Below are 16768 nucleotides of genomic sequence, written 5' to 3' on the forward strand. Positions count from 1 at the left end.
CGTGTGTTGTCCTCCCCAGGGACGTAAGGTCATTTAAGGCTGTTTTACAGATTTGTAACAGTAAAATATTACTACATTTCGGACATATTTAGGCGTTAGCGGAAACATCTTGTGCGTCCTCCTCGGCCTCGGCGGCTTCGATGGCCACTTCCTGGGCCACCTCAAGCGCAACGGGGGATGCGGACGGGTACAGAGGCGACATGGTGCCGGTTTCGTCGACTGGGATCGCCGCGCGCTGCGTCATGCGATACATTGCGTAGCCGGCCATCGCGAACAGCAACGCCGCGATGAACAGGAAAAAGCCAGGAGGTCCAAAGATCCCGTCCCCCATCAACCAACCTGTAATCAGCGGGCCAGCAATCGCGCCCAAACCGTTGATGAAAAGCAAACCACCAGATGCAGCGGCCATGTCCTCACGATCCAGAAAATCGTTCGTATGGGCGATTAGCAGGGAATAGAGCGGGTTTGACATACCACCAATAAAGAAAGCGGTAACCAGAAGGATCGGGAAATTCACCCCGAATAGCATGCCAGCTACGGCACTGGCCCCCCCCATGGCTGCCGCCAGCAGGATCAGAAAACGCCGATCCATCCGATCCGAGAACCATCCCAGCGGGTATTGCAGCACGATAGCGCCGATGTAGAAGGCGGCCACGAAGGTCGAAATCTCGATCAGGCTCAGCCCAGCACGCGCGCCATAGACTGCCGCCATGCCGAACTGCGCCGAGAACACCCCGCCCAACAGAAACATACCGACACAGCCCAAGGGGGATTTGCCCATCAGCTCGCGCAGGGTCATGGGTTTGGTGGTGTCGAATGCAGGGGTCGGAGAAATCGACAAAAGGATCGGCGCGAACGAGACGGAAACGAGGATCGACGCGATCACAAACGTCTCATACCCTGCGGGATCGCCCAGCAAGACCAATCCCTGAGCCGAAATGATCCCCAGCATCTGCACAATCATATAGAGCGACAGTGCCTGCCCCCGGTTCTCATTACTGGCCGCGTTGTTGAGCCAGCTTTCAGCGGTCACGTACACGCCCGAGAAACAGAAGCCGATCACGGCACGCCCCAGGAACCACGCGATCGGGTCGGTCAGCATCGGATACATGATCATGACCGCGGAAATGAACGAGGCCAGGGCTGCGAAGACACGCACATGGCCGACCCTACGGATCATCTCGGGCGCGAGGCGCGATCCGCCTAGAAACCCCATGAAATAGGCCGACATCACAAAGGACATCTCGAGGGTCGAGAAACCTTCGATTTCACCGCGAACACCCAGAATCGTGCCTTGCAGGCCGTTGCCGACCATCAGCAGACCCATGCCGAGAAGAAGCGCCCAAGCGGTGGACAGAACCTGAATCATTTGGGCCTCCGGGATGTGCCAAGCTGAATTGCGAGTCGTTATGTGATCAAAACAAATGCAGATCGCGCCTGTCTACGACATTCCCTGTCTGACAGTGTCGCGGCAGAGGGTTTCAGGGGATCAGAAGGGATGAATCCCCATATGAGAAGAAGCGATATTTCTGTTCAATCGCATGGGCATAGACGGACCGCATACGCTCCTGCCCCATCAGAGCCGAAACCAGCATCAGCAGGGTCGACTTGGGCAGGTGGAAATTGGTCATCAGTGCGTCCGTCACGTGGAACTGAAAGCCCGGATAGATGAAGATGTCGGTTTCCCCTTCCCAAGGCGCGATCTGCCCACTGCGCGCGGCGCTTTCGATCAGGCGCAGTGCGGTGGTACCGACCGGGATCACCCGGCCCCCTGCCGCCTTGGTGGCGCGGATCTCATCAGCAGCCTGCTGGCTGACCCGGCCCCACTCGGCATGCATCTTGTGGGTTGTCACGTCCTCCACCTTGACCGGCAGAAAGGTTCCCGCGCCCACATGCAGGGTCACGTGGCTGAATTCCACCCCACGCTCTGCCAGCGCAGCCATCAACGCATCATCGAAATGCAGCGACGCGGTTGGTGCGGCCACAGCGCCCGAGTTGCGCGCCCAGATGGTTTGGTAATCCGTCTTGTCCTGCTCGTCCGCTGGACGTTTGGCGGCGATGTAGGGTGGCAAGGGCATTGCACCGGCCTGTTCAAGGGCGGCGTCAAAATCCTCACCACTGAGGTTGAACTGCAGATAGGCCTGCCCGTCCTCTACCCGGTCCAGCGTCGCACTGAGATCGTCCGAGAATACGATCTCTTCGCCCGGCTTGACCTTTTTCAACGGCTTGATCAGCGCGGTCCAGGATCCATTCGCCTGAGGCTCCAGCAACGTCGCCTCGATCGCAGCGGAAACCAGCCCCTGCGCGCTGTCGCGGTGCCGCCGCCCGCTGAGCCTCGCCGGGATCACGCGCGTATCGTTCAACACAAGCCGATCGCCGGGGCGCAGCCAGTTGGGCAGATCGAACACATGGCTGTCCGAGATCGCCTCTCGCTCGGCCACCAGCAAACGCGCGGACGAGCGCGGGTTGGCGGGCCGGGTGGCAATCAGGTCTTCGGGCAGGTGGAAATCAAAATCGCTGAGTCTCATGGCCGCGCCATACAAGGCCGCAAGAGATTCGGCCATATCCCCTAGCGATCGCTTTTCGGGGCGCCGTAAGTACGCTTGGGTTCGTCAGGTTTGCGCGGTTGGGCATTCGGCCCATCTGAAACCGTAGGGGCCGGGGGACGCAGAAGGTTGCGCAGGAACAGCGGCGCAAGGCCCGATAGCGGGTTCACCGAGACCTTCGGGTCCGCCAATGGCCCCGTAAGAGAATAGTTGAACCCGATGACCCCCTCGCCCTTTTTGGTAAAGACGCTGCCGACCGCATTTAGAAGGTAGATCGGGGAAATGGCACCCCGCAGGTTCAGCGTCCCGGCCACCGTATTCACCGTTCCATCAAAAGACAGGCCCATGGACGGGCCGACCGCACTGCCGCTGAGAATCTTTACCACGGTCGGGGTGATCCGCATCCGGCTGTCGATGGACGAGAAGAAAATGCCCTGGCCAGCCATCTCATCCAGCAACCCGACCAGACTGATTGCGTTCAGCAGCGCAGCCATCGCAGGCGCATCCTGAATACGGGTGCTGACGATACTAAGGATCACATCATAGCTGCCTGCGGCTGCGACCGGTTCCAACTGCACGTCCAACGTTCCGCCCCTTGCTTGTGTCAGCAAACCCGCCGAGCGCAAGACGGCGCCGGCATCGTTTGAGGTCAGCTCTACCGCGCTCCGCGCGCCCCGCGGGGTGAGGCGGCCTTGCATGGCAGCCCCACCGTTGACACGGGCGTTGAAGGTACCGTTGACCCCTCCGGTCGTTTGAAACGTGCCCTTGAAGCCGGTCAGCGCCACGCCCTCAGTGACTTGGAGGCGGTCAAGCGTTACGTCGAGATTTGGGCCAGCGCCCGACCCGCTGCCGCCACCCTCGGACCCGCCAAATGTGGCGCGGCCCAGGTTCAGCACCCCGCCAAGAACGCGAATGTCGGGTGCGGCGTTGCCCCGCCCGATCAGCTCGGCCGGAACAGCCAGCCAGTTGCCCAGATCGAAGGAACTGAAGGAAACACGGTCAAACTCTCCCTGCCGGAAGGTGATCGACGCCGCGGTCCGCAACCCCGCCGCCTGCAGGTTCAATGCATCAACCTTCAGCCCATCGCCCAGCGTTGCATCAGCAGTCAGCGTGCCGCTGGTCGACGCGGGTTTGCGCCATCCCAGCTCGGGAATGGCCAGCGTGACGCCCACCAGATCGGATGAGGCTGATAGTTGCGGCGGTGCGCCTGCACCGATACCGAGCGTAAAATCAGCCGTGCCAGACCCGCTTAGGAAGCTTTGCGGCAATCCGGCCTTTAATTCCGCCATCAGACGCTGGGACAGTTCGATTTGCCCCGTCACGGTGCTGCGCTGCGCCGTCTCGCCATCAATCGGCTGTTGCCATTTGGCCTGCACGGGCACATCGCCGAACAGGCCCTGCCCTGCGATCTGCACGCCGGTTTGATCTCCGGACAACTCCAGAATCGGTGCGCTGACGGAAAATCCCGGCACCAGACGGTCGCTCCGCAGGTCGCCGAGGGTGCCTGCAAAGTGAAATTGCGTGTCCTGAAACTTGAGGCCCTTGATCAGCGGCAAGGACAACGTGCCCTTGAGCGCCACGTTTCCTTCGGCCATATCGACCGGCAGTCCTGCCTTGCTGAGCAGGCTGAGGGGCGGGCGATCCAGTAGGGATAGCGCGGCAGTGACACCCCCCGTCGCACTTATCCGTGCAATACCCGGCGTATTTTTTTTTATTTCGGTATCGGGAATGATGAAGGACGTTCCCGATGCATCCACGGCCCCGCCTTGATCGGCCATCACCACACCCCGCTGCGCGGTTGCGGTAAAGCGGTCGTCAATCAGACTGGCCTGCCCCTGCGCGCCTTCGACCGGAGGCAGGGTCTTGGCAAAACGGATGGTGGCATCCTCGAACCCGAAATCCAGATAGATGTCGGGTTTGTTGTCGGGCCGCAGACGCAGCGCGAAATCCATATCCGACAAGGCGCCTTTGGAGAGGTTCTTAGTCACCCATTCGCGCGGCTTTGGCGCAAGACGCTCGGGCCAATAATTTAGGACTTCTTCAGAGTCCATCTGGTTAAGATGCGCGTCCAGATCTGCCGACCAGCCATCCGCCAAACCGACCAGCAGACCCGAGGCCCGCACGCGATGGCCGCCATCCTCGATCGTCATCTGACCTACGCGCAGCCGGAACGGGGCAAATTTCATCTGAACGTCCAGATCCGCCCTTTTCAGGTTCAGCGGCTCGGGGAACAGGTTGGCCGGGTTGACGTTGATCCCCGTCAGGCTCCACTGCCCATCCAGACTGTCGAGCGTCCCGTTTTCCACCCCTTGCAGATAGGCTTTGCCCGCGGCCTGCACCGATCCCCAGGCGGAATCGATCGAGACCTCGTTGAAGTCCAGCTCCTGCCGGTTGGGATCATAGGTGAAGTAGGTGCGCGCGGAGTCGAACGGGATGGCACGTGTCTCTGGATTCGGCTGCACCGCCCCGGCCCCCAGATTGAGCGTCGCGAAAACAGGGCCGAAAGCCCCTGAACCATCCACACTGCCCCGCACCGCGCCCGAGATCGGCGTTTTCAGAACCTGCAACCACGCCAACGCCGGGCTTTGGCCGTAGATATCCTCGGCCGGAAGGTCGGTGATCGTGACGCCAAAACGCGCCTCGGGCGTTCCCAGGATGCTGGTATAGTTGGCCTCGATCTGGCTGACAAAATCGCGCCCGGACAAGACCGAGAACCCGGTCGCCAGCCGCATGTCATCGTCATTGCGGGTCAGCTGAATATGGCCGCCGTCTAGTATCCAGGACCTCCCCAACCGCAGATCGCGATAGTCCAGCGTGATCGCATCCAACTGCACCGAGGTCAGCGCAGACAGGACCGGAGAAAGGAACACCTCATCCCCGGCCTCGATCAATTCGGCCAGGTTAGATGCGCTTTGCACGGGAGCGCTGCCGGTGCCCACTGTCAGGGTCAGCGCGCCATCCTCACCTCGGGTCAGGGCGATCTGCGCCCCGCTGAGTATGATCCGCTTGGGCCGCACATGACCGCGCAGCAAGGGCCGCATCGCCAGACTGGCCCGCATATCCGACACTTGGGCGATCTGTTGTCCGGCCTGATCACTAATGGACACATCCGTCAGACGCAAACGGGGCCGCCAGCCTTCGTGAATGATAAAGCTGACATCGCCAAAGCGGATCTGGAGGCCGCCCAGATTTTCCTCCAACCGCGTCTCAACGTGACTGCGAAGCCAGGCCGGGGCGTGCATGCGCTGGCCCAACACCATGAACCCCGTGACCACAGCCAGAACGACCAGCAAAACAACGCCGCGCAACGTCCAGATGCCCGCCGTCCGACGGCGCGAGCGGCGACGTTTCGGCTGGCCGACCGCTTCGCTATTGTCCTGATCCTGCTGCACCAATTTGCGTTCCACGCCTTTCAACCCGTCCGCGTTGCCCTATGATATCGAGCAGCGTTTAAAAACCTTTAGCGGAGTTTCCAATGCCCGACGTTTCAGACATGGCCCCTGACTTCACCCTTCCTCGAGACGGCGGCGGTGAGGTATCCCTCGCGGATCTGCGCGGCAATGCCGTCGTTTTATTCTTTTATCCCCGCGATGATACGCCGGGCTGCACCAAGGAATCCATCGGTTTTTCGGAACAGCTTCAGGCCTTTGCCGACGCTGGCGCTCAGGTCTTTGGCATCTCGCGCGATAGCGTGGCCAAACATGACAAGTTCGTCGCCAAACACGACCTGACTACGCCTTTGCTTTCGGATGAAAACTCGACCGTCTGCGAGGACTACGGCGTCTGGGTCGAGAAGAACATGTATGGCCGCAAATCCATGGGCATCGAACGCTCGACCTTCCTGATCGACGCCGAGGGCCGCATCGCGCAGGTCTGGCGCAAGGTCAAAGTGCCGGGCCACGTGGATGCGGTGCTTGAGGCCGTAAAGGCGATGTAGCCCCCCTCGACCCCGCGCACCATCCGGTCTATCCCCGGCCTCGACACGACAAGGCGGAGCGTACCAGTGCCCCAAACACTGACCCAGATGGCAACCGAAGTTCTGACAACAGCGGACGGGCGGGAGAAAACCGCCCTGTCCAAACGCCATGTCGCCGCTTGGTTCGCGTCGCGCAAGGGCGAAGGTGACGCGATTGAAATCGGCACCGCCACCCCGCCTTTGACCCCTGCACGCCCTGATAAGCCCGAGCTGCTCTCACCGCGCGAAGTGCCAAAGCGCAAACCGGGGTCCGAGGCCGGACGGATCGCGCTCCTGCACGCTGTTGCACATATTGAACTGAATGCCGTGGATCTGCATTGGGACATCATTGCCCGCTTCGGTCACGTGCCCATGCCGATCGGTTTTTATGATGACTGGGTCAAATGCGCAGAAGAAGAATCGCGCCATTTCGAGATGGTCTGTGATTGTCTTGAACAGATGGGCAGCTTTTACGGCGCCCTGCCCGCCCATGCGGGCATGTGGCGCGCCGCCGAAGACACCGCCGAGGATTTGATGGGCCGCCTTGCTGTGGTTCCCATGGTGCTAGAGGCACGCGGGCTGGACGTCACACCCGGCATGATCGATATCTTTCGCAAGGCAAAGGCCGAACAGGCCATTGCCGCGCTCGAGGTGATCTATGCAGAAGAGGTCGGCCACGTCGCCTATGGCTCCAAGTGGTTCCATTTTCTATGCGGACGCGAAAACGCCGACCCCAAGGACGTCTTCCACCAATTGGTTCGGCGCTATTTCCACGGTGCCTTGAAACCGCCCTTTAACGAAGAGAAGCGCGCCGAGGCAGGATTGCCGCCGGACTTCTACTGGCCGCTAACCGAGGATATGCCCGCGCGGGGTCAGGTCTCAGACTGAGGCTAAAGGTTAATTTCGGCAGGTTTTCGCCGATCCGTAGGGGGAAATCTGCAGCTTCGACGACAAATTGGTCAACAAACTTGCCCGAATGCTGAGACCCTATTAAGCATCCCGTCCAAGGGACGGCTATTGCACCACGACCGGTCCCGATCTTGGGGATGAGAGGTAAGACGCGTGAGAACACGTCTGGCAATTAAATTTCACTCGCTGCTCGAACGGCACTTCCCGGAACGCCGGGTTTTTCTGAAATCTGACAAAGACACGCGGTACATCCGTCTCAGCTCGGAAACGCAGATCGCTGCGGTGGCCGGTGTGGCCGTCATGGTTGGCTGGACCGCCGTCGCCACTGCGATTCTGCTGATGGACAGCATCGGATCTGGCAACTTCCGCGAACAAGCCAAACGAGATCAGGCCACCTATCAAGAACGTCTCAACATCCTGTCCGCCGAGCGTGACGCCCGCGCGCAGGAAGCCTTGGCCGCGCAAGACCGGTTCAACGCTGCTCTGGCGCAGGTCTCGGCGATGCAGTCCGAGCTTTTGGCCTCGGAAAACCGTCGGCGCGAGTTGGAAACTGGGATTGAGGTGATCCAGACCACGCTGCGCGCAACGATGAAGCAACGCGAAGAGGCCCGTGGCGAACTGGCGAAACTGCAACAGGATGCGGATACAACGGACGCCTATGTCGTGGCAGCATCGGCCCCGGCGCAGATGGAATTCATGACCGACGCGCTGGCTCGCACCGCGGAAGAGCGGGATCAGATCGCAGCCGACGCGCGTGATGCTCTGGACCAGCGCGATGACCTGGAGCTGGAAATCCGGCTGATGCAGGAACGCAGTGACGAGATTTTCCGCCAGTTGGAAGAGGCAATGGTGATCTCGGTCGAGCCTCTGGACAAGATGTTCCGCCAGGCGGGTATGCCCACAGACCGCATCATCGAAGAGGTGCGACGCGGATATAGCGGTATGGGCGGTCCGCTGACCCCTTTATCCCTGAGCACCCGCGGCGAGGAGAGTGACATCTCCGCCGACGAGGTGCGCGCAAACCAGCTTCTACAACAAATGGATCAGTTGAACCTGTATCGTCTGGCGGCCGAAAAAGCGCCCTTTGCGAACCCGGTTCATTCCGCTGTGCGGTTTACCAGCGGCTACGGCTCTCGCCGCGACCCCAAAACGGGCGGACGTCGGATGCATAACGGCGTCGATTTTGCAGGGCCCCAGGGCACCGATATCTTTGCAACCGCAGATGGCGTGGTCACCCATGCCGGTTGGCAATCCGGCTTTGGACGCCTTGTGAGGATCAAACACGCCTTCGGGATTGAGACACTTTACGCTCATAACACCAAGATCAACGTCAAGGTCGGCCAAAGGGTCTCGCGCGGGGATCATATTGCTGATATGGGTAGCACCGGACGGTCCACCGGCACGCATTTGCACTATGAGGTGCGCGTGAACGGAAAACCTGTAAACCCAATGACTTACATCAAGGCTGCGAGAAATGTTTTCTAAGAGCAAAATCAACGAGCCCGCATCCAAGGATTCTGAGGCGGCAAAACCTGCTGCTCCGGCGACTCCGGCGGCCCCTGCCCCTTCCGAACCCAAGGCCAGCACGGCGCCCAAGCCCAAGCCGCCCGCATCGGTCCTGTCTTCGGACCTGCATATCACCGGCAACATCAAGACAACCGGTGACATTCAGGTTGAAGGCACTGTCGAAGGCGATATCCGCGCGCATTTGCTGACCATCGGCGAAACCGCGACCATCAAAGGCGAAGTCACTGCAGACGACGTCGTGGTCAACGGCCGCATCGTGGGTCGCGTGCGTGGCCTGAAAGTCCGACTGACCTCGACAGCACGGGTCGAAGGCGACATCATCCACAAGACAATCGCCATCGAAAGCGGCGCGCATTTCGAAGGTTCGGTTCAGCGTCAGGACGACCCCCTGAACCCTGGCCGCGGCGCAAAACCGGGTGCCAACCCGGCTGCGGAAGTCAAACAGTAAAGCAAATCCAACCCGGATTTTCGAAACGCCGCAGGTCATCCTACGGCGTTTTCGATTCAACTGCAGGCATTCCTCTGAATCCAGTTCCAAGCTTGAACTGATACGGCTAAACTATGCCCATGTGGATGTTTTTCGCTCTTGTCGCTGCCGTCGCAGGCGCGTTTCTGTATTGGTCCTGGTCCAAGAAAAAGGCGCGCGCTGCGCTTCTGGCCGAACCATTGAGCGAAGACGACCGGCGCATCATTGCAGCGCAGGTCCCCATCCTCCAACGCGTCCCATCCGACCTACGTGAGAAATTGGATGGCAAGATCAACTTGTTTCTCGAGCAGGTGAGCTTTTACGGCTGCGACGGGCTGGAAGTCACCGATGAGATGCAATTGTCCATCGCCGCGCAAGCCTGCCTGCTCGTGGTGAACACCGACACTTGGTACGACAATCTGACGACCGTCCTGATATACCCCAACGCCTTCAAGTCTCGGCAGCAAAGACGCAGCGGCTATGTGATTACCGAGAAAGAGATCATCCGAACCGGCGAAAGCTGGGACCGTGGGCCAGTGATCCTGTCATGGGCGCATAGCAAACAGGGCGCGATGAATGACCATGACGGGCACAACGTGGTGTTCCACGAGTTTGCGCACCAGATAGACGACCTCTCGGGCGGTACCAACGGGGTTCCGGTTCTTGCAAAAGGACAGAGCTATGCCGAGTGGGAAAAGGTCTTCCTAACGGCCTATTCCGACCATGTCTTGGCAGTAGAGGCCGGGCAACGCACCGTCATCGACCCTTACGGCGCCGAAGGCCATGAGGAGTTTTTTGCCGTCTCGGTCGAGGTGTTTTTTGAGCGCCCTCACGCCCTACAAAAGGCGGCACCTCATGTCTATGAACAGCTTGCCGCGCTGTTCAATCTCGATCCCGCGACATGGGGTGGCGTGCCTAACTGACGCGCAGGCCGTGAAAATTCCCCCAAACACAAGTTTCACAAATCACGGTTTTTGAATTACTCTGGTCCTCATTGATTAACGGAGGACTATTCATGTCATCAAAACTCATGGCCGAATTCTTCGGCACGTTCTGGCTGGTTCTGGGCGGCTGCGGCAGCGCAGTTCTGGCTGCAGGGGTCGCTGATGTCGGCATTGGATGGCTTGGTGTATCCTTCGCCTTCGGCCTGACCGTTTTGACCATGGCCTATACGGTGGGCCATATCTCGGGCGGGCATTTCAACCCCGCGGTAAGCCTCGGCCTGATGATCGGAGGGCGCTTCCCCGCCAAAGACCTACTGCCTTATTGGGTCGCTCAAGTGCTGGGTGCAATTGCGGCAGCGGTGGTGCTATATGTGATTGTCAGCGGCGCGCCCGGTTTTGAAGGTGTCGGTGGATTTGCCTCGAACGGGTACGGTGAAGCATCGCCCGAAGGGTATTCCATGATGTCAGCCCTGGTGATCGAGATCGTGCTGACCGCGTTCTTCATCGTGATCATTCTGGGGGCCACCTCCAGCGGAGCACCTGCGGGCTTTGCACCGATTGCCATCGGTTTGGCGCTGACCCTGATCCACCTGATCTCAATCCCTGTTACCAACACGTCGGTCAACCCGGCACGGTCCACAGGCGTGGCCCTGTTTGCCGATGGCCCTGCCCTTGCACAGCTCTGGCTGTTCTGGGTTGCCCCGCTGATCGGGGGGGCAATCGGTGCGTTGATCTGGAAAGCAATGGGCGACGACTGATCTCAGTCCCTAGCCCAAAAGAAAACCCCGGCGCATGACTTGCGCCGGGGTTTTTTTCGTTACTCGGTCACAGTAACCTTTTTCATCGCGTCAGGCTGGCCGACAACGGCGCCGTTCTGACCCGCACCGCGTTTGATCGCATCAACTACGTCCATCCCGTCCGTGACCTGACCGACAACGGTGTACTGGCCATCCAGAAACGGTCCCGGCTCGAACATGATGAAGAATTGCGAGTTCGCGCTGTTGGGGTTCTGAGACCGCGCCATGCCGACCACACCGCGATCAAAGGTGATGTCCGAGAACTCGGCAGGCAGGTCAGGACGGTCCGAGCCACCACGACCTGCATTGGCAGCGTTGAAGCTGCCCTTGGTCTGGTTGCCAAACTGAACGTCTCCGGTCTGGGCCATGAACCCTTCGATCACGCGGTGGAAGACGACGCCGTCATACTCACCTGCGTTGGCGAGCGCGGTGATCTGTTCCACGTGCTTGGGTGCGACATCTTCAAACAGGTCAACGGTGATGGTGCCATTGGCCTCACCCTCAACCTCGATCTGCAGCCCGGTGGCCAGCGCGGGGCTGGCCAACAGGACAAAAGCGGCGGCAAGCTTATGCATCTGCCGCTACCTTGACGCTGATCATGCGGTCCGGGCTCGCAGGCGGCTCGCCCCGTACAATAGCGTCTACATGCTCCATCCCGTCGATCACGCGGCCATAGACCGTGTACTGACCGTTCAGGAAGTGGTTATCTTTGAAGTTGATGAAAAACTGCGAGTTAGCCGAATCCGGGTTCTGCGAGCGCGCAGCGCCCAGAGTTCCACGGTCATGCGGCAGTTTCGAGAATTCCGCCGGAACGTTCGGCAGAGACGACCCGCCTGTGCCCGCCATGCGGATGTTGAATCCGTCTTCCATGTCGCCGTGCTGGACGTCGCCGGTCTGGGCCATGAAGCCGTCAATCACACGGTGGAAGGCCACGTTGTCATACTCGCCCCCACGGGCCAGTTCCTTCATCCGGGCGCTGTGCAGAGGCGCCACGTCAGGCAGCAGCTCGATGACGACATTGCCGTCTTTCAGCTCGATGATGATTGTGTTTTCGGGATCCTTGATCTCGGCCATCTGGCCCTCCTGTCGTTTGTCTTGCGCAAATACCTATGCGCCAAGCGCCTGAATGCCAAGTGACGCATTGACCTGAGGGCAAAATGCAGGAAAAGAACCGCCCAAAGGGTATCAAAACACGAGGATTGCGCGATGGGCTGGAAAACACTGGACGATATGGACCTGAACGGCAAACGCGTGCTGGTGCGCGTGGATATCAACGTGCCGGTCGTTGACGATGTTGTGACCGACGCCACCCGTATTCAGCGTATTGTTCCCACGGTGCAGCACATCCTGGCATCTGGCGGCAAACCCATCCTGCTGGCCCATTTCGGCCGTCCCGGCGGTGAGCGACGTGAAAGCCTGTCGCTGAACCAACTTGTCCCGACCCTGGAGACTGCTTTTGGCGCGAAGGTCCTGTTCGCCGCCGATTGCGTGGGAACTGAGGCTGAACTGGCCGCCGACGCCCTGCAGCCCGGTGAGGTTCTGCTGCTGGAAAACACCCGCTTTCACGCAGCAGAAACCAAGAACGATCCCGATCTGGCCGCTGGCATGGCGCGTCTGGGCGATATCTACTGCAATGACGCGTTCTCGGCCGCGCACCGCGCCCACAGCTCGACCGAGGCGCTGGCCCGTTTGCTGCCCGCCTGCGCTGGTCGCCTGATGCAGGCCGAGCTTGAAGCGCTGGAGGGCGCTCTGGGCGCACCTAAACGCCCTGTGACAGCCGTTGTGGGTGGCGCGAAAGTGTCGACCAAGCTGGAGCTGTTGGGCAACCTGATCGACAAGGTCGACTATCTGGTCATCGGCGGCGGCATGGCAAACACGTTCCTTGTCGCCAAGGGCGTTGATGTCGGCAAATCGCTGGCAGAAACCGCGATGAAAGACACTGCCGCAGAGATTCTGGCCAAGGCCGAAACGTCCGGCTGCACCATCGTGCTGCCTGTTGATGTGGTGGTCGCCGAGAAATTCGAAGCAAACGCGCCGCATCAGGTGTTGCCCGCTGATCAGTGCCCCGCAGGCAGCATGATCCTGGACGCAGGCCCCGAAAGTGTCGCCGCCATCACCGAGATCTTCGGCAAAAGCCAGACCCTAATCTGGAACGGCCCGCTCGGCGCGTTCGAGTTGGAGCCGTTTGACGCCGCCACCAACGCCGCCGCCCTAAAAGCCGCTGCGCTGACACGCGCGGGTCAGTTGATCTCGGTCGCAGGTGGCGGGGATACCGTTGCTGCCCTGAATGCTTCTGGCGCGGCCAAGGACTTCTCGTATATCTCGACTGCAGGCGGAGCCTTCCTGGAATGGATGGAAGGCAAGACCCTGCCCGGCGTCGCAGCGTTGGAGCAATGATCATCGCGGCGCTCAAATCCGGGCCGCTAGACAATCAGACTCAACCGCGCAATTTTTGCGAATCAGGGGATTCACATCCCGAATCACCTGTGACATAGTGCAATCAGAGGCCAACAAAGGGCCCGTTATTGAGGCAGACTTCATACGGCGGTCAACAGAGTGTCCCGTTCCCATCGGCCCGGTTTGGGTGCAGTTTTTTTCTTTTCGGTGGCTTTTATGCTGGGTGTATATTTCACCTTTGCCGCCGTTCAAGGAGACTATGGCCTGTTTCGACGGGTTGAGATTTCGGCGGAACGGGACGCCCTGTCACGCGACCTCGCGGCGCTCAAAGCTGAGATTGCCGAGATGGAAAACCTTACCCGCAGGCTTTCGGACAATTACCTTGATCTCGACCTACTGGATCAACAGGCCCGATCCGTACTGGGCATGATCCGCGCGGATGAAATCGTCATCCGCTAACCCCTTCTCCCACTGCATGAATTGCGCAAAGCTACGCTGCGTCATATTTACGCTCGCCAGATCGCAAGAAATGCTCTAAAAGATAGTTTAACGCTAAACTATCTGTCCGAAAGGGGGAGATCGCCACAATGGCTGCGCGAAAAACCACAAAGAAACCAAACGTTTCTGCGGAAGAGCTGAAAACCTACTACCGCGAAATGCTGTTGATCCGTCGATTCGAAGAAAAGGCGGGGCAACTTTACGGTATGGGTCTGATTGGTGGTTTCTGCCACCTCTACATCGGACAGGAAGCGGTTGTTGTCGGCCTTGAGGCTGCAGCAAAAGAAGGCGACAAACGCATCACATCTTATCGCGACCACGGCCACATGCTGGCCTGCGGCATGGATCCGGGCGGCGTGATGGCCGAGCTGACCGGGCGTGAGGGCGGCCTGTCCAAGGGCAAAGGCGGCTCGATGCACATGTTTTCGAAAGAGAAGCATTTCTACGGCGGCCACGGTATCGTTGGCGCTCAGGTCCCGCTGGGCGCGGGTCTGGCCTTTGCAGACAAGTATAAGGAAAACGGTGGGGTGACCTTCACCTATTTTGGTGACGGCGCGGCCAACCAAGGTCAGGTCTATGAGACATTCAACATGGCCGCCCTCTGGGATCTGCCGGTCGTCTTCGTGATCGAAAACAACCAATATGCGATGGGCACCGCTCAGGCACGCTCGACCTCTTCGGCGGATATCTATCACCGTGGTCAGGCCTTCGGGATCCCAGGCGAAATGGTCAACGGCATGGATGTTCTGGCCGTCAAAGCCGCAGGCGAGAAAGCCGTCGCCCACTGCCGCGCAGGCAAAGGCCCCTACATCCTTGAGGTCAAAACCTACCGCTACCGTGGTCACTCGATGTCTGACCCGGCCAAGTACCGCACCCGCGAAGAAGTTCAGAAGGTCCGCGAGCAAAGCGACCCGATCGAACATGTGCGCGAGCTGCTGCTGACTGGCAAACACGCGACCGAGGATGACCTCAAGGCGATCGACAAAGAGATCAAAGATGTCGTCAACCAGGCCGCCGAATTCTCGAAAGAAAGCCCTGAGCCGTCGGTGGATGAGCTCTGGACAGATATTTACGCCTGAGAGGACGAATAAGACATGGCAACCGAAATTCTCATGCCCGCCCTTTCGCCCACAATGGAAGAGGGCACGCTGGCCAAATGGCTGGTCAAGGAAGGCGACACCGTATCTTCCGGCGACATCATGGCCGAGATCGAAACCGACAAGGCCACGATGGAGTTCGAGGCCGTTGACGAAGGTATCGTCGGCAAAATCCTGATCAGCGAGGGCACCGAGGGGGTCAAAGTCAACACCCCCATCGCGATCCTTGTTGAAGAAGGCGAAGATGCCTCCGCCCTACCCGCGGCTGCCCCCGCAGCCGCAGCGGTGACCGAGGCCGCCCCTGCGGCGGTTGAGGCCCCCGCTCCGGCAGCTGCCGCCCCGGCCGCTCCGGTTGTGGACCTGTCGCCCGATTGGCCGGCCGACGCGGAAATGAAAACCGAGACCGTCCGCGAAGCCCTCCGCGACGCGATGGCCGAAGAGATGCGCGGCGACGAAGACGTCTATCTGATGGGCGAAGAAGTCGCCGAGTATCAGGGCGCCTACAAAATCAGCCAAGGTTTGCTGGACGAGTTTGGCCCCAAACGCGTGATCGACACCCCTATCACCGAGCATGGCTTTGCTGGTATAGCGGTTGGTTCAGCCTTCGGTGGCTTGAAACCCATCGTCGAGTTCATGACCTTCAATTTCGCCATGCAGGCGATCGACCAGATCATCAACTCCGCCGCCAAAACGCTCTATATGTCCGGCGGTCAGATGGGCTGCCCCATCGTGTTCCGTGGCCCCAACGGTGCCGCCGCCCGCGTGGCCGCGCAGCACTCTCAGGATTACGCCGCATGGTACATGCAGATCCCTGGTTTGAAAGTCGTGATGCCATACTCGGCCGCCGACGCAAAAGGCTTGCTGAAATCGGCGATCCGCGACCCCAACCCGGTGATCTTCCTGGAAAACGAAATCCTCTACGGACGCACATTCGACGTGCCGCAAGTGGATGACCTGTCCATTCCTCTGGGCAAGGCCCGCATTTGGCGCGAAGGCTCGGATGTGACCATCGTCAGCTTCGGCATCGGCATGCAATATGCCCTCGAAGCCGCCGATAAACTGGCCGAAGAGGGCATCAGCGCGGAGGTCATCGACCTGCGCACCATCCGCCCGATGGACACGGGCGCGATCATCAACTCGGTGATGAAGACCAACCGTCTCGTGACAGTCGAAGAAGGCTGGCCCCAAGGCTCGGTCGGCAGCTACATCAGCTCGGTCGTGATGCAAGAGGCGTTCGACTATCTCGACGCGCCGGTCATCAACTGCACCGGCAAGGATGTTCCGATGCCCTATGCCGCGAACCTCGAAAAGCTGGCCCTGATCACCACGGATGAGGTGATCGCTGCCGTCAAACAGGTGACCTACCGGTAATGGAGATCAGGGGCCGCGATCCAGCAACCGAATGCTACCGTGTCGAGATTGACATCGACAACCGCATCGTACGGGCGCTTGTGCCCGAGCGATTGGCGGCGGATATGCGGTTGATAGGCGCGCGCCCATCGCACCAGACCGCTTATGTCTGGATGGCGGAGAACAAAGAAAAAATCGAGGCTGCGATTGCGACGCTCGCACGCGGCACTGGGCGCCCCAAGGCGCCCTTTGACCAAATTACTCTGATTGAGGAGCGCTGAA

16 protein-coding genes are annotated in these 16768 nt (G+C 59.8%); 11 read left to right on the forward strand and 5 right to left on the reverse strand.

The annotated features are described in order from the left end of the window. Nucleotides 1-88: 88 nt before the first annotated feature. From ACR0I8_RS02435 to ACR0I8_RS02445, 3 genes are all read right to left on the reverse strand, one after another. Nucleotides 89-1369, reverse strand: a complete 1281-nt coding sequence (locus ACR0I8_RS02435) for an MFS transporter (protein WP_170688841.1) — start codon at nucleotides 1367-1369, stop codon at nucleotides 89-91. Nucleotides 1370-1481: 112 nt separating this feature from the next. Next, nucleotides 1482-2528 carry a tRNA preQ1(34) S-adenosylmethionine ribosyltransferase-isomerase QueA gene (queA, locus tag ACR0I8_RS02440; protein ID WP_170688988.1) on the reverse strand — a complete coding sequence of 349 codons (1047 nt, stop codon included), beginning with the start codon at nucleotides 2526-2528 and terminating at the stop codon, nucleotides 1482-1484. Between the two features lie 41 nt (nucleotides 2529-2569). Further along, complete coding sequence (locus tag ACR0I8_RS02445; RefSeq protein ID WP_480702692.1) at nucleotides 2570-5953, reverse strand: YhdP family protein; 3384 nt, start codon at nucleotides 5951-5953, stop codon at nucleotides 2570-2572. Nucleotides 5954-6021: 68 nt separating this feature from the next. On the opposite strand from ACR0I8_RS02445, the gene ACR0I8_RS02450 reads away from it, so the two are divergent. The 6 genes from ACR0I8_RS02450 to aqpZ all read left to right on the forward strand — a co-directional run bounded on the left by ACR0I8_RS02450 (nucleotide 6022) and on the right by aqpZ (nucleotide 11105). Next, on the forward strand, nucleotides 6022-6483 hold the full coding sequence (locus ACR0I8_RS02450; protein ID WP_170688843.1) for a peroxiredoxin family protein: 462 nt from the start codon (nucleotides 6022-6024) through the stop codon (nucleotides 6481-6483). A gap of 87 nt (nucleotides 6484-6570) precedes the next feature. After that, a complete protein-coding gene (locus ACR0I8_RS02455; protein ID WP_170688989.1) occupies nucleotides 6571-7389 on the forward strand; it encodes a ferritin-like domain-containing protein in 819 nt (272 codons plus the stop codon). Between the two features lie 174 nt (nucleotides 7390-7563). Next, on the forward strand, nucleotides 7564-8895 hold the full coding sequence (locus tag ACR0I8_RS02460) for a DUF5930 domain-containing protein (protein WP_170688844.1): 1332 nt from the start codon (nucleotides 7564-7566) through the stop codon (nucleotides 8893-8895). Next, nucleotides 8885-9385 (forward strand): bactofilin family protein, encoded by a 501-nt coding sequence (locus tag ACR0I8_RS02465; protein WP_170374000.1) that lies wholly within the window; start codon nucleotides 8885-8887, stop codon nucleotides 9383-9385. Before ACR0I8_RS02460 ends, ACR0I8_RS02465 begins: the two co-directional genes overlap by 11 nt. 125 nt (nucleotides 9386-9510) lie before the next feature. Beyond that, complete coding sequence (locus ACR0I8_RS02470) at nucleotides 9511-10326, forward strand: M90 family metallopeptidase (RefSeq protein WP_480702694.1); 816 nt, start codon at nucleotides 9511-9513, stop codon at nucleotides 10324-10326. Between the two features lie 92 nt (nucleotides 10327-10418). Beyond that, entirely contained in the window at nucleotides 10419-11105 is a 687-nt protein-coding gene (gene aqpZ, locus ACR0I8_RS02475) for an aquaporin Z (protein ID WP_170458789.1), read from the forward strand. Nucleotides 11106-11164: 59 nt separating this feature from the next. Here aqpZ and ACR0I8_RS02480 read toward each other — a convergent pair whose 3' ends face one another. After that, a complete protein-coding gene (locus ACR0I8_RS02480) occupies nucleotides 11165-11719 on the reverse strand; it encodes a peptidylprolyl isomerase (RefSeq protein ID WP_170374003.1) in 555 nt (184 codons plus the stop codon). Next, nucleotides 11712-12218, reverse strand: coding sequence for a peptidylprolyl isomerase (locus ACR0I8_RS02485; protein WP_170374004.1), 507 nt, complete (start codon nucleotides 12216-12218; stop codon nucleotides 11712-11714). The genes ACR0I8_RS02480 and ACR0I8_RS02485 overlap by 8 nt, the downstream gene beginning before the upstream one ends. Nucleotides 12219-12350: 132 nt before the next feature. On the opposite strand from ACR0I8_RS02485, the gene ACR0I8_RS02490 reads away from it, so the two are divergent. From ACR0I8_RS02490 to ACR0I8_RS02510, 5 genes are all read left to right on the forward strand, one after another. Then, entirely contained in the window at nucleotides 12351-13541 is a 1191-nt protein-coding gene (locus ACR0I8_RS02490; protein WP_170688845.1) for a phosphoglycerate kinase, read from the forward strand. 159 nt (nucleotides 13542-13700) lie between these two features. Further along, nucleotides 13701-14000: an FtsB family cell division protein gene (locus tag ACR0I8_RS02495; RefSeq protein ID WP_170458795.1), complete on the forward strand. Its 300-nt coding sequence runs from the start codon at nucleotides 13701-13703 to the stop codon at nucleotides 13998-14000. A 128-nt stretch (nucleotides 14001-14128) separates the two neighbouring features. Further along, nucleotides 14129-15118 (forward strand): pyruvate dehydrogenase (acetyl-transferring) E1 component subunit alpha, encoded by a 990-nt coding sequence (gene pdhA, locus ACR0I8_RS02500; RefSeq protein ID WP_170688846.1) that lies wholly within the window; start codon nucleotides 14129-14131, stop codon nucleotides 15116-15118. A 15-nt stretch (nucleotides 15119-15133) separates the two neighbouring features. Next, nucleotides 15134-16507 (forward strand): pyruvate dehydrogenase complex E1 component subunit beta, encoded by a 1374-nt coding sequence (locus ACR0I8_RS02505; protein WP_170640758.1) that lies wholly within the window; start codon nucleotides 15134-15136, stop codon nucleotides 16505-16507. Further along, nucleotides 16507-16767 (forward strand): hypothetical protein, encoded by a 261-nt coding sequence (locus ACR0I8_RS02510; RefSeq protein ID WP_170374009.1) that lies wholly within the window; start codon nucleotides 16507-16509, stop codon nucleotides 16765-16767. Before ACR0I8_RS02505 ends, ACR0I8_RS02510 begins: the two co-directional genes overlap by 1 nt. Nucleotide 16768 lies beyond the last annotated feature (1 nt).

It is taken from the genome of Ruegeria sp. BG9, from assembly GCF_056538305.1.